Origin of the sequence: Wolbachia endosymbiont of Brugia pahangi (assembly GCF_012030695.1) — a bacterium.
Classification (GTDB): domain Bacteria; phylum Pseudomonadota; class Alphaproteobacteria; order Rickettsiales; family Anaplasmataceae; genus Wolbachia.
Window position 1 is genome coordinate 244,978 of record NZ_CP050521.1, and the last position, 13,141, is coordinate 258,118.

Annotated in this window: 10 protein-coding genes, 1 tRNA gene and 2 pseudogenes; 4 read left to right on the forward strand and 9 right to left on the reverse strand. The window is 35.0% G+C overall.

Annotation, left to right across the window (positions count from 1 at the left end):
• Nucleotides 1–1,124: 1,124 nt before the first annotated feature.
• Nucleotides 1,125–1,197 (forward strand) — tRNA-Lys (locus WBP_RS01210).
• A gap of 17 nt (nucleotides 1,198–1,214) precedes the next feature.
• Entirely contained in the window at nucleotides 1,215–2,492 is a 1,278-nt protein-coding gene (gene nuoF / locus WBP_RS01215) for an NADH-quinone oxidoreductase subunit NuoF (RefSeq protein WP_167896295.1), read from the forward strand.
• A 20-nt stretch (nucleotides 2,493–2,512) separates the two neighbouring features.
• Here the strand turns inward: nuoF and WBP_RS01220 are convergent.
• The 5 genes and pseudogenes from WBP_RS01220 to WBP_RS01240 all read right to left on the reverse strand — a co-directional run bounded on the left by WBP_RS01220 (nucleotide 2,513) and on the right by WBP_RS01240 (nucleotide 7,542).
• Nucleotides 2,513–3,365 (reverse strand): annotated as a pseudogene (locus tag WBP_RS01220) (Rpn family recombination-promoting nuclease/putative transposase).
• 237 nt (nucleotides 3,366–3,602) lie between these two features.
• Nucleotides 3,603–4,112, reverse strand: coding sequence for a translation initiation factor IF-3 (gene infC, locus WBP_RS01225; RefSeq protein ID WP_167895820.1), 510 nt, complete (start codon nucleotides 4,110–4,112; stop codon nucleotides 3,603–3,605).
• A 17-nt stretch (nucleotides 4,113–4,129) separates the two neighbouring features.
• Nucleotides 4,130–6,028: a threonine--tRNA ligase gene (thrS, locus tag WBP_RS01230; RefSeq protein ID WP_167895821.1), complete on the reverse strand. Its 1,899-nt coding sequence runs from the start codon at nucleotides 6,026–6,028 to the stop codon at nucleotides 4,130–4,132.
• Between the two features lie 141 nt (nucleotides 6,029–6,169).
• Complete coding sequence (gene nuoI / locus WBP_RS01235) at nucleotides 6,170–6,652, reverse strand: NADH-quinone oxidoreductase subunit NuoI (protein ID WP_167895822.1); 483 nt, start codon at nucleotides 6,650–6,652, stop codon at nucleotides 6,170–6,172.
• Between the two features lie 77 nt (nucleotides 6,653–6,729).
• Entirely contained in the window at nucleotides 6,730–7,542 is an 813-nt protein-coding gene (locus WBP_RS01240; protein WP_167895823.1) for an enoyl-ACP reductase FabI, read from the reverse strand.
• 236 nt (nucleotides 7,543–7,778) lie between these two features.
• On the opposite strand from WBP_RS01240, the gene WBP_RS01245 reads away from it, so the two are divergent.
• Together WBP_RS01245 and WBP_RS01250 are read left to right on the forward strand one after the other, a co-directional pair.
• Nucleotides 7,779–9,413, forward strand: a complete 1,635-nt coding sequence (locus WBP_RS01245; protein WP_167895824.1) for a ribonuclease J — start codon at nucleotides 7,779–7,781, stop codon at nucleotides 9,411–9,413.
• Nucleotides 9,414–9,805: 392 nt separating this feature from the next.
• A pseudogene (locus WBP_RS01250) lies at nucleotides 9,806–11,076 on the forward strand (protein TolB).
• Between the two features lies 1 nt (nucleotide 11,077).
• Here WBP_RS01250 and WBP_RS01255 read toward each other — a convergent pair.
• The 4 genes from WBP_RS01255 to WBP_RS01270 all read right to left on the reverse strand — a co-directional run bounded on the left by WBP_RS01255 (nucleotide 11,078) and on the right by WBP_RS01270 (nucleotide 12,479).
• On the reverse strand, nucleotides 11,078–11,263 hold the full coding sequence (locus tag WBP_RS01255) for a hypothetical protein (RefSeq protein WP_011256665.1): 186 nt from the start codon (nucleotides 11,261–11,263) through the stop codon (nucleotides 11,078–11,080).
• Nucleotides 11,264–11,595: 332 nt separating this feature from the next.
• Entirely contained in the window at nucleotides 11,596–11,781 is a 186-nt protein-coding gene (locus tag WBP_RS01260; RefSeq protein ID WP_011256664.1) for a hypothetical protein, read from the reverse strand.
• Nucleotides 11,782–11,876: 95 nt separating this feature from the next.
• Nucleotides 11,877–12,176: a hypothetical protein gene (locus tag WBP_RS01265; RefSeq protein WP_167895825.1), complete on the reverse strand. Its 300-nt coding sequence runs from the start codon at nucleotides 12,174–12,176 to the stop codon at nucleotides 11,877–11,879.
• A 129-nt stretch (nucleotides 12,177–12,305) separates the two neighbouring features.
• Nucleotides 12,306–12,479: a hypothetical protein gene (locus tag WBP_RS01270; protein WP_167895826.1), complete on the reverse strand. Its 174-nt coding sequence runs from the start codon at nucleotides 12,477–12,479 to the stop codon at nucleotides 12,306–12,308.
• Nucleotides 12,480–13,141: the final 662 nt, after the last annotated feature.

Consider the following 13,141-nt stretch of genomic DNA (forward strand, 5'->3'; position numbering starts at 1 on the left):
TATGCTGAAATGACACCCTACTTTTTCTGGATCTCAAGTTTGGGTGACCTCTCTCTTAAATTGCTTTAGCCATAAACATTAAGAAATTTACTAAATAAAAAAAGGCAAAAGAATCCCCGTGGTCGGCTAGTTATTTACATTTAACTTTGAAACATGGCATTCTCCTATTCTAAATGCTTAATAACTGCAACTCAGTTGCTTTTGAGCTGCAATCAGTCTAAATTATAAGCGTTAAGAAATTTACCAAGTAGCACCGAACAGAAGAAATCTGTCAAACCAGGAAGAAGCTCCTTAATTTAAGTTTTTAAGAACCCCAGAGGCAATTACTGCTACTATAAGAAAGTTAGCACGTATCTTCTATCAAATGTTGAAATGTGGACAAGGATATGTGGAAAGAGGTATAAGCTACTATGAAACACGTTATAAAAAGAAAGTGTGAAAAATTTGATCAAAAGGGCACAGGAATTTGGTTATATGTTGGTTCAACAAGAGGAGTTGGTTGAAGAAGTTTCTTAGGAAGAAAAAGGGCAAAAGAAACCTTAGTGATATCTCTTGTAGGAACTTGACATTAATGTCTTATATGCTTGGTAAGTAGTCAACCTTGGAATTATAAATATCCATAACGTCACGATAAGGGTAATGCAGAAGTTTTTCAAATAATTTCTTTATAAAAAAAAGAAGGTTAGTTGATTTTTGAACTAATTCTTAAATAAAGAACAATGCAATGTGAGTTGTTTACTGTTCTCTCAAAAACTTGGCGCTTATTACATTACCTAATAAGCGAGATTCAGCTAACGTAGATAAAAATTTATAAAGACATGGAGTGTCTATATAAGAAAAATTAAACATAACACACCTAGTTTAATAATGTGCTTTTGTCACTTAAATAAAGATTAAGGATAAATTTTAGGTCTAAAACATCCCCATATAAGGGTTCTTAAGGCCTGTAAAATGGGCTTTCTTATTTCTTTGGATGACAGTTATTATGCGCTTAGCGTGCTGCTAAAAACTAATTTGAGTGCAAAAATTCTATTATATAATTTATTTAACCACATATGAAAATTTTAGTTTGATTAAAACGGATAAAATCTGTATTACTGTTTAATATAGCTGAAAAATAAAATGATCCCGTAGCTCAGCCGGTAGAGCAACTGACTTTTAATCAGTGGGTCGCGCGTTCGATTCGCGCCGGGATCACTAAGGTCTCGGGAATCATAGTGAAAGAACAGGACAAAATATTCACTAATTTGAGTGGTAAAGAAACTCCACTACTCAAGGGTGCAAAAAAACGTGGTAGTTGGCAAAAAACAAAAGAATTATTGGATTTAGGGTCAGAAAAAATTATTGATGAAGTAAGAAAATCTGGCTTAAGAGGTCGAGGGGGTGCAGGATTTTCTACTGGTCTTAAATGGAGCTTTATGCCCAAGAATCCTTCAAAAGAGCAGCCAACATACTTAGTAGTCAATGCGGATGAATCAGAACCTGGTACATGTAAAGATAGAGATATATTGCGGTATGAGCCACACAAATTACTTGAGGGAGTTCTCTTGGCTAGCAGGGCAATTAGTGCATCTGTTGCATATATTTACATTAGGGGTGAATTTTATAATGAATATTTAGTTTTAAAACAAGCACTTGAAGAAGCGTATAAAGAAGGCCTAATAGGAAAAAATGCATGCAAATCAAGTTATGATCTTAACGTGTTTATCCATAGAGGTGCAGGGGCTTACATATGTGGAGAAGAAACAGCTCAGCTTGAATCGATCGAAGGAAAAAAGGGCTTTCCCCGTATGAAGCCTCCATTTCCTGCTGGTGTTGGACTTTTTGGCTGCCCAACCACGATAAACAACGTTGAGACTATAGCTATGGTTCCAGACATTCTGTATCGTGGAGGGGAGTGGTTTGCATCTCTTGGCAAACCAAATAATACTGGTACTAAGATCTTTTGTGTTTCAGGGCATGTAAATAACCCGTGTAATGTTGAAGAGGAACTTGGAATTCCGCTACGTGAATTGATTGAAGAATATGCGGGTGGAGTACGAGGAGGTTGGGATAACTTACTTGCTGTAATACCTGGTGGGTCTTCAGTACCATTAATTCCAAAATCTATATGTGATATTATTAAAATGGATTTTGATTCATTAAGAGCAGCACAGTCAGGGCTTGGTACTGCTGCTGTAATAGTGATGGATAAATCGACTGATATAATAGCTGCAATAGAGAGGTTATCGCACTTCTATATGCATGAATCATGTGGACAGTGCACACCATGTCGCGAGGGTACTGGATGGATGTGGAGAATTATGAAAAGAATGGTAACAGGAAATATTAAGCATGGTGAAATAGATAAATTACTTGACCTTACAACTCAAATAGAAGGCAATACAATTTGCGCACTTGGTGATGCTGCAGCTTGGCCAATTCAAGGATTAATCAGACATTTTCGCCACGTTATCGAAGAGAGAGCAATTACTAAACTCTCTGTTTATTAAAACAAGAGCTTTTGTCACCATCACTGATTTCTACTTGATCTTGCAATCCTTTCAATTTCACTAATGGAAAGACCAGTAAACTTGACAATAGTGTTGGTGTCAACATTATCAGCCAGCATTGCCTTTGCCACTTCAATTTTTCCTTCTTCTATACCTTCCAAGTTTCTGTTCAAGGATAGCTTCCTCTTTGTACAGATCCATTATTCTTTCTTCATACGCTGTTTAGGTCCTTTTCATCCCAGTGAAACTTGTTTAACTCATCATATGCTTAATTTATTATTAATACTTCTCCTGCTATCTTCTTTAAATTTTTATCCATTGTTTCTTCTGCATACTTAAATAAAGAAACACCAGCGTTCTACTATGCTTGTTAATTGGTCTACTTTACCTTTAGGAAATTTAGATAGTTCAATGAATACGAATTGAAAATCTTGTAAATCATGCTCATTAGTTTCATCGTCTCTTATGGTATGGCTAGATATATAATTGGACTCATCGGGAAATAAAGTACAATTTGATATTGTAATAAAGAAAATCTTTTGTAAATTATGATATCCACCAGATTGCCTTGAGAAGCTTTGGCAACGTAATATTGAGTACGTTTTTCAAAGTCCTTGTCACGAGTGAGCTCCATTTCAACCACAAACTTATTACCAACAGAATCCTTGCAGAGAACACCAACCATGCTTTGTTTCTCAGAAGCAAATTTAGAATTCATAATGACGCTGATGAATTCTATTTCTTGCATAGTATTAACTTCAGTATACCCTAAAACATCGCTCAAAAATGGACAAGAATATTCTTATTTATTCCGTGCCAAAGATCTTCTTGAAAGTCAGGTCCAACTTTATTAAGGAATTTAGAAAGTACTATAATAAATTAACTTAAATAGTATTAATAGTAATACACTATTTTTTCCAAATATTCAATCTTACTTGCACCAAATTTCAAGATGCAAGCAGTTTTCTTTTTAATTTAAAACAAAATCTGTTTTAAATTAATGGAGAGCTTAAGAAAGATAAAGCCAATCCTTGACCGCCCTTAAAAATGATAGAATGTAGTCGTTTATTTAAATAAGAACTAGTCAAAGGTTTTATTTAGTAAATTCTGCTACTTGGCAGTCAGAGCTAAGAAATATTGATTTCCTTCCCGTTTAGGTGCTGATTCTATTTTTGCAATATCCTCAGTGTCCCTAATTAGCCGTTCTAATTTTTCCAGCCCAACTTCAGTATTTATCAGCTCTCTACCTTTAAATTTCATTGTAACTTTAATTTTATGTCCATGTGTAAGAAAATCCCTTGCGTGACGCAATTTTGTTTCATAGTCATGATCACCAATGTTGGGACCTAGTTTAATTTCTTTTATAGTTAATGTTTTTTGTTTCTTTTTTGCCTCACTTGCCTTCTTTTTTGCATCATACTTTTGTTTGCTATAATCCAGTATTTTACATACTGGAGGAATTGAATCAGGTGCAACTTCCACCAAGTCTAAACCGACGTTTTGTGCAAATGTCAAGGCTCTTCCTATTGATACAACTCCAACCATTTCGCCATTATGGTCAACTAAACGTACCTCCTTAGCTGTAATGAACTCATTAATTCTATTTTTTTTAACTTGCAAGTTTTAGCTCCCTTAACTTAAATTAATACTTTCTTTAATAGCAGTTTAGCAGCTTTTTCACAAGAAGAAGACTCCTGCTTCTCTGATCCTAAATTTCTCACTGATACAGTTTTGCTTGCAACTTCATTTTTGCCTACAATCCATAATATAGGCACCTTGTTTGAACTATGCAAGCGTATCTTATAACTAACTTTCTCATTGGTTAAATCGGTCTTAACCCTGACACCTTGTTCTTTTAAAACGTTACTAATTTCTGTGGCATAATTGTCAGCTTCATTTGTGACGGTTAAAATAACAAGTTGTGTTGGAGCGAGCCATAGCGGAAATTTTCCTGCATAGTGCTCTATTAAAATTCCAATAAAACGTTCAAAAGTTCCAAGGATTGCTCTGTGCAACATAACAGGGTGATATTTTTGTCCGTCTGCTCCTATGTAAAAGGCCCCCAGACGTTCTGGTAAAATGAAGTCAACTTGCAGCGTTCCACATTGCCAACTTCTGCCTATTGCGTCTTTCAAAATAAACTCTAACTTTGGACCATAGAATGCACCTTCACCCGGGTTAAGTTCATAACTGAGTCCTGCTTCTTTAACGGCTTCAAGCAACGCTTTTTCAGCTCTATCCCACACTTCATTGTCTCCTGCTCTAACATTTGGACGGTCTGAGAATTTCACAGAAATTTCATTGAATCCAAGCTCTGAATATACTTCTTTTAAAAGAGCACAGAATTTTACAGTCTCAGAATTAACTTGTTCTTCCATGCAAAAAATGTGTGCGTCATCTTGTGTAAAACCGCGTACTCGCATTAGTCCATGTAATGAACCTGAGCTTTCATTCCTATGGCACATGCCGAATTCTGCCATACGTATTGGTAAATTACGATAGCTTCTTGTATAAGAGTTAAAAATCTGCACATGGCAAGGGCAATTCATGGGTTTTATTGCTAGTTTTTTACTCTCAGATTCGTCAACGATAAACATGTTTTCACGAAACTTATCCCAATGCCCTGATTTTTCCCACAACTCCTTGCTTACTAAGATAGGAGTTTTTACCTCAGCATAGCCATTGTTTATTAATTTTTTCCTTATGTAAGACTCAAGAACGTTATATAAAGTATATCCCTGTTCATGCCAAAAAACTTGTCCAACAGCTTCCTCTTGAATGTGAAACAAGTCCATATCCTTAGCGATTTTGCGATGGTCACGTTTTTTTGCCTCTTCCAGACGTTTAAGATAAATGTTTAGTTCGTCTTTGTTTCGCCATGCAGTACCATATATTCGCTGCAACATTGGGCCCTTTACATTGCCACGCCAATATGCTCCTGCGACTTTCATGAGTTTAAACGCTTTAACTCTGCTAGTTGAAGGAGAGTGTGGACCGCGACATAAGTCAACAAAATCACCTTGTCTATAAACAGTTAGATCTTCGCTCTCTGGTATGGAGGAAATAATATCAACCTTGTATTTTTCACCTATACTACTAAAAAAATTAATTGCTTGCTTACGGGCCCAAACTTCTCGAATAAATCTGTGGTTACTTTTTATAATTTCTTTCATTTTCTTTTCTATTGCAACAAGATCATCCGTGGTAAAAGTATGATCTATAGCAAAATCGTAGTAGAACCCGTCCTGAATTGTTGGGCCGATAGTAACTTGGGCATTAGGAAAGAGCTCTTTCACTGCCTGAGCCATTATATGAGCAGCATCGTGCCTTATTATATCCAAACCCTCTTCATCATTAAGTTGTATCACATCTATTTCTGTATCAGATTCAATTTCACGTGAGAGATCATACAACTCACCGTTTACCCTTAAGGCAATTGCTTCCTTTGAAATATCTGGTTGTAGTATATCAAAACCAGTAACTCTACTGCTATATTCTTCTACTTTTTGTTTTGCTAAAAAAGTAATTCTGATCATAAGTGGAACTCTTGTATAATAAGCGGAGGTCAGTATTTGCCAGTATGTGACCACGTTTTTTTCTGGATCCCAGTGTCAAGCACTGGGATGACATGAGAGGATGCTGGAATAACAGAGGTCTAATATTGTAAACTTCTAGCATTAGTGGTACGATACATCCTTTTTTAGTCTGAGTGCTATTGCTTCTTCCCAAATTTCACCATTACGCAATAGCTTTTCTTTATTATACATTAGCTCTTCTCTTGTTTCTGTTGCAAACTCAAAATTAGGACCCTCGACAATTGCATCAACAGGACATGCCTCCTGGCAAAGCCCGCAATATATGCACTTTGTCATATCAATATCATAACGCGTAGTGCGGCGGCTACCATCTTCTCTTTCCTCTGCTTCAATAACTATTGCTTGGGCGGGGCAGATAACTTCACATAGTTTACAAGCTATGCACCGTTCTTCACCGTTTGAGTATCTACGCAATGCATGCTCGCCACGAAATCTTGGGCTTAGTGGACCCTTTTCCATAGGATACTTAAGCGTAACCTTCGGTTTAAACGCATACCTGAGGGTAATAATAAATCCTTTGATCAACTCTACGAAGGACCAATACCAAGCTAGTTTCTTGAACATAAAGTATTTAAAGTTTATGACAGTAATTATAAATCATGTTACCAGTTTTTAGAAGGCTTTTTTCTTATGCTCGATTTTCAATTTTGGTAGCTATTAATTATATTTGAATCAATTGCCTTCATCCCTACAACATTATATCCTGAATCAACATGTAAAATTTCTCCGGTAGTACCACTACTTAGGTCACTTAATAAATATAGTGCTGCTTTTCCAATATCCTCAAGAGTAGTGTTGCGTCTAAGAGGAGAATTATTTCTGTTCCATTCTGATATGAAGTGAAAATCACTTATTCCAGAAGACGCTAAAGTTCTGATTGGACCAGCAGAAATGGCATTTACTCTGATGTTTTGTGGACCCAAGTCACATGCTAGATACTTTACACTTGCTTCAAGTGCTGCTTTACACAAGCCCATGACGTTATAATTTGGCATAACTTTTTCAGCACCATAATAAGATAAAGTAAGTAAACTGCCGCCATTTGGCATCATTTTTTCAGCCCTCTGTGCTAAGGCAGTGAAAGAATAGCATGATATATTCATTGCATTTTGGAAATTGTTCAGTGAAGTATTAACATACTTGCCGCTTAATTCGTTTTTGTCAGAGAATGCAATTGCATGTACCAAAAAATCAAGGGTACCCCATTTTTCTTCTATTGACTTGAAAACATCATCTATAGTTCCTTCATTTGCAACATCACAGTTTAATACTAGCTCCACATTTAATTCAGCTGCTATTGATGATAATCTCTCTTTTACTATTTCATTCTGGTAAGTGACTGCAGATTCTGCACCATGCTCTGAGAGAGTTTTTACTATACCGTACGCTATCGATCTCTTGTTTATTATTCCAGTTATTAATCCCTTTTTGCCTTGTAGTAGACTTATTGCCATAAAACTATCTGTTTTTTACAATTTAGAATATTAACTAGATAAAGTCAACTGTGGTTAAAAGTAATGTTTGTGGTCAAATTGAGTATATATCGACCTTGCATTGGATATAAGTTTTGGTAAATAGAGTAGCTAAAATCTTGAGGATCTCTTTTTCTCCTTAGGGTTATTGAAAGTAACAAACTCCTTTATTTAAAGCCGAAGTTTTGCTATCCTCACATTTTAATAATTTAAAATTAATGAATATAAACAAAAACGAATTTTTATTTCTTCCACTTGGAGGGGTAGGCAGGATTGGGATGAATGTTAACCTGTATCATTACCGAGGCAAGTGGATTATGATTGACCTTGGTATTGGTTTTGCCGATGAAACTATGCCAGGTATTGAGCTATTAATTGCTGATGTAAGTTTTATTGCTCAAAGGAAGAAAGATTTGCTTGGAATAATAATTACGCATGCACATGAAGACCACTGCGGTGCAGTGCCTTACTTGTGGAAAGAGTTACAATGTCCCATATATACAACAAAGTTCACAGCTAATTTTCTCAAGGAAAAACTGAAGGAATTTCGGCTGGAAGGTATGGTATCTGTGAAGGAGGTGGATATAAACGGTAGTATAAATTTAAGTCCTTTCACTGTTGAGTTTATAAATGTAACTCATTCAATTCCTGAAGCACATTCAATATTAGTTAGCACTGATGTGGGCAGCGCGCTTCATACTGGTGATTGGAAATTCGATCAAAAACCTATTGTTGGTTTAACTTCTAATATAAGTCGTTTAAAAGAAATTGGTGATAAAGGTAATCTGCTTGCAGCAATTTGTGATTCAACAAATGTGTTAGGCAAGCATAATCCTGAATCAGAAAGTGAAATTTATAACAATATTTATAATATAATAAAGCGGTCTAAAAAGCTAGTTGCTGTGTCGTTATTTGCTTCAAACGTGGCACGGATTGAAACGATAGGCCAAGCTGCAAAGGTACTAGGTAGAAAAGTGGTTTTGCTTGGTAGGTCCTTGTGGAGAATAGTAAGAGTTGCACAAAATAGTGGGTATTTAACCGATTCTGTTGAATTTTGTAAAGTAAAAGATGTGGCAGATTTGCCAAGGGAAAAGTTATTATTAATCTGTACTGGTTGCCAAGGCGAGCCAATGGCGGCAATCTCAAAACTTGCTAATAAGAGTCATCATGCATTTAAAATGCAACAAGGTGATACAGTAATTTTTTCGTCAAAGATTATTCCTGGTAATGAAACTCGTGCACATGTTATATTCAATGCTTTCATTGAAATGGGAGTGGAGATTGTTACTGAGAAAACAGAACGTGTTCATGCTTCTGGACATCCAGTCAAGGCAGAGCTAAGAGAAATGTATTCTTTGATAAAACCTAAAATGTCTATTCCAGTCCATGGTGAGTATATTCATACGCATGCACATGTAAAATTTGCTAAAGAGTGTGGTGTGGAAAAAGCAATAATGATTGCACCGGGTGATATTGTTAACTTGGAGAACGGAAAGAAAGTTGATTCAATTAATGTTAACTATTTTGGTGTTGATGGTATTTTGCTACGTCATCCGGAGAGTAATGTTATAAGAATGCGTAAGAAGATGAGGAATGCTGGAACTATTGTAGTGACAGCAATTGTAAACAAGAAAAATAAATTGCTGGCTAAACCAAAAGTATTTGCGCCTGGTGTTTTAGAAGCAGTAGAAGATGCAGCTATCATACAAAGGATCATAAAGGCGGTTGAGTCAGCATTTAATTTACAGTCGACAAAAAAAGTAAGAAGTAAGATTGAGAGCTTAATATTTAGTATCTTAAAGGAATATTTACTGAAAAGACCTATAATTGAGGTCCAGATAGAACAGGTATGAAATAAACCTCTTTTTTTAACCATTATTTAAGTAAGAGGTTAACAATGTACTCCTTGTCATTTCAGTATGTGGCGCTAAAATCTAGAAACAAAGGACCTGTGTCAAGCATACAGCTGTACAAGCATTGTGTTTGAGTTTACCCAGGAGGGTGTCATCCCAGTGCGTGACACTGGGATCTAGAAAAATTGCTTGTGAAAAAGCACACTGCGCAACATTTTCGATGAAATTACCAAAAAACTGAATTCCAGTGTCATATACTGGAATAACACCAGAAGCTGATGCCACGTGCTGTAACACGAGGATTTGAACAGTCGTGTATCAGCTACTTTCATGGCGTCATCTGTATGCAGTTTACCTTCAAAATAAACGCTTGCTGGGAGGGAGAAAGTCTAATGAATTTACTTGTTCAGCTAATATTACTTCTTCCGTTATTTATTTCTTATTTTACTAAAGCTGCTTTGTAGTTGATGTAAGAAAGGATAGTGTTGGTAATATCAGCTTTGTTGTGTCCAAATGTATATGCAAGACAAAGCTGGAAAGTGAATTAAGTGAAAGCATTACAAAAATGATTGAGAAAAATTTATCCAATTGCGGTTTATTTAATATAGAACAAGGCGTAGGGGCTATAAAATCATGTCATTCAAAAACCTTGGAAGAGCGATATGTTATTTACAGTAAGTTTAAACAAAGTATCTGGTAGTACCTTAGAGCTATCATTTCATTTGTTTGATTCTTTTATAAAAGGAGAGTTATTTACCCAGTCAGTTGTTTTTCCTGCAAAAGACTAGAGAAAAATTACCAATCTTATTTCGGATGCAGTACATGATAGATTAATTGGTGAAAAGGGGCATTTTAACACGAAAATAGAGTACATTGCAGAAGTAAAGAGATAGTAATTACAAGTCCATACGCAGAATTGCTGTTGTGAATCAAGATGAAAGCGATATAAAATACTTAACAAACGGCGATAAATTTGTGTCAATACTAGGGTTTCACCAAATGAGGAGAGTATTGTTTATATCTCATATTTGGATGGCAGAAGCTATATGATATGGAAGAGTTTAAAAAAAATACTAAATCAATAGTTGGTATATTTAAAGGTGTTATTTCTGCTCCTAGTTTTTTTCCTGATGGCAAATCTCTTCTCATTTCTCATTCATTTGGTGGTGAGACAAATATATTATCTTTAGGTTTAAGCAGTAAACGTACGAGAAAAATTACTAAAAGTTTAGCTATAAGTACTTCCCCATCTTTTTCTCCAGATCAGAAATACATGGTTTTTAGTTCTGATGTGAGTGGAAGTCAGCAACTTTACATTATTGATTTTACAAAAAAAAGTAGAGAATCTAAGAGAATTAGTTTTGGAAGTGGAGATATGCTACACCTGTTTGGTCACCAAAGCGTGGTCTTATAGTTTTTACAAAGATTCAACCAGGAAATTTTTATATAGGAATTATGAAGTCAGATGACGAAGAAGAACGTTTGCTTTCAGAGAAGCATAAATCAAATCCCAGCATGGCTGTCAAATGGCAGAGGAATATCTTTACAAAAACAGAATCACAGAGCAGTTCTAAACTGTATTTAGTAGACTTGGCAAAGGAAAAGCCACAAAATAATTTCTACTCCTACAAGTGCCTATTTACCAGATTGGTCTCATTTTTGAACTACTGAGTTGCACATTTCTGACTATTACAGCATTGATTTATTGCTGCATTAATAAGATATCCTGTTACACCACCTGCTATAGCATCAGCAATTCCTGACAACACGGCTGTTACAACTGCTTCAATAGCAGCAATTTTATGTATAATTCCTATTATAGCCAGTTTGGCTCCTATAGCACTAAACAATAACGCTAGAGCTATAATTATCCATCTTCTTTCTGAAGATTGTTTTTATGGAGAGTTATGATCTGTTATAGGTGGCTAAATACCTTATTTTTTACTGGATGTGAATTGTTGTTAATTACATTTTCTTTGTGTTCATTAAATAGTTTCACAAGCTTACTTTTTCCTTTTGACTAGGCCAAATATGATGTACTAGTATTTAATTCTCCTTTTTCTATTTCACCGAAAAATTTAGGGTTAGTACTTCCCTTCAATAGTAATTTTGCTTTTTCAATATCGTGATCAGTTTTCTCATGATAGCTGTAGGCAATTGATTGTAACATCCTGTTTTTTGTCTATATAGATGCATACGGTAAGAGTATTTCCACCGTACTCTGACTATATTCTGTAGTACCGCTGATAATTAACCTTTCTTCTACATAGTCTACATCAATTTTAGCACCATATTCAAATAGTGCCTTAGCAACATCATTTTTATTTTTCTTTAAAGTATAATTAAAGTGGTGAAGCCCAAATACCACATATATTATGGTCTGCTTCGTACTTTAAAAACAAATTTACAACATCAAGGTTACCTGGTGCACACGCAGCAGTAAAGGGTATCACAATAATCCCTCTAAGGGTTAATGTTAAGTTTTGGACATGGATCAACACTACTATTATAAACTGGTATTGAATTATTAGCGCTGTACTTGGATAGAAGTTTTTCAAGAAGTTCTATCCAAACTGATTCAGGATTATTACAAGAGTTTTCTACAATATAGTGTAATATTGAATTGCCAGTAAATATATCACAAATTTTAGTTTGTGCGTTGGTATCTTGAACTTTTTCTAACAGAGTTTTTGTTTTAGCTAGATCTCTATTGTCAAGAGCCTCAAAATAAATCAACTTCTTCTTCACTTGAATGTGAACCATAGCGTTCTTTACGGAATTCTTTTATCTAATTTTTAAAATATTTAGCTAAATTGTTAACCAAGTCATCATTAGACTTTTTACTGATGAATTCTTATTCAACTTGACTTGTTAATATTCCGTATGCTACTGTTATTTCCTTAGTCTTTTCCATTGCTTTGTTTTTCTCTTTTTGGATTTTGCCTTGCTGTTTATTATAGTACCATTCCAATGCAAGTTTGTGATATGCCTTTTAGTCTCTTCTATACTTGCACTCTCTAATAATCCTAGTACTTTAAATGCCTCTTCGCGTGTTTTTGGAGCCATAACTCCCCCTTGTTCAAATTAATTTAATGTAATATGCTATTTTTAGAAAATTCACCCAAGAAACCAAAGTAAAAGATGAGAGTTTAAAGACAGATTTCTTGCTTCACCAACTTGTATCTCATTTTATAATCCTCTGTGGTGTCATCTAAATAGCTTACACTAGAAAAAAAAGACCCAGACCTCTTGCTTAAACAAAAAAGTTTCATAACGAAAGTAGATTAGAATTTCAATCAACCTAAAAAAAGTAAAAGAACCCTTGTGGGTGGTTAGTTATATGTACTCAAATATAGGTGTTTTTTATTCTAAACGCTGCAGTTCGGCTGTTTTTTGCAACCAATCTAATATTAAGAAATTTACTAAGCAGGAAAAAAGGTAAGAAAAACCCAGGGTAACTAATATTAAATTCTTTCTGTTAATTTGACATTTTTTGCTGTCTTAACGCTTTTTAAGCACACTTCAGCTTATATAAGTAAGACCATAAAAGTCTTATAAAGGCATACGGTACGTGTAATGCGAAAAATTAAACATAAGATACCAAATACCCTAAACTTTTTGCCATTAATCTACACAGATTACAAAGATAAATAATTAGCTTCAATGCCATAATCAAAGAGCTGGTAAAGTTTATCAAGTAGTTTTTTGCATTTCTATGAGTCACTTGG

Coding starts and splice junctions, on each gene's coding strand:
- thrS (WP_167895821.1), bottom strand. CDS start 6,028: ATGATCAGAATTACTTTTTTAGCAAAACAAAAAGTAGAAGAATATAGC.
- nuoI (WP_167895822.1), bottom strand. CDS start 6,652: ATGTTCAAGAAACTAGCTTGGTATTGGTCCTTCGTAGAGTTGATCAAA.
- WBP_RS01240 (WP_167895823.1), bottom strand. CDS start 7,542: ATGGCAATAAGTCTACTACAAGGCAAAAAGGGATTAATAACTGGAATA.
- WBP_RS01245 (WP_167895824.1), top strand. CDS start 7,779: ATGAATATAAACAAAAACGAATTTTTATTTCTTCCACTTGGAGGGGTA.
- WBP_RS01265 (WP_167895825.1), bottom strand. CDS start 12,176: ATGGTTCACATTCAAGTGAAGAAGAAGTTGATTTATTTTGAGGCTCTT.
- WBP_RS01270 (WP_167895826.1), bottom strand. CDS start 12,479: ATGGCTCCAAAAACACGCGAAGAGGCATTTAAAGTACTAGGATTATTA.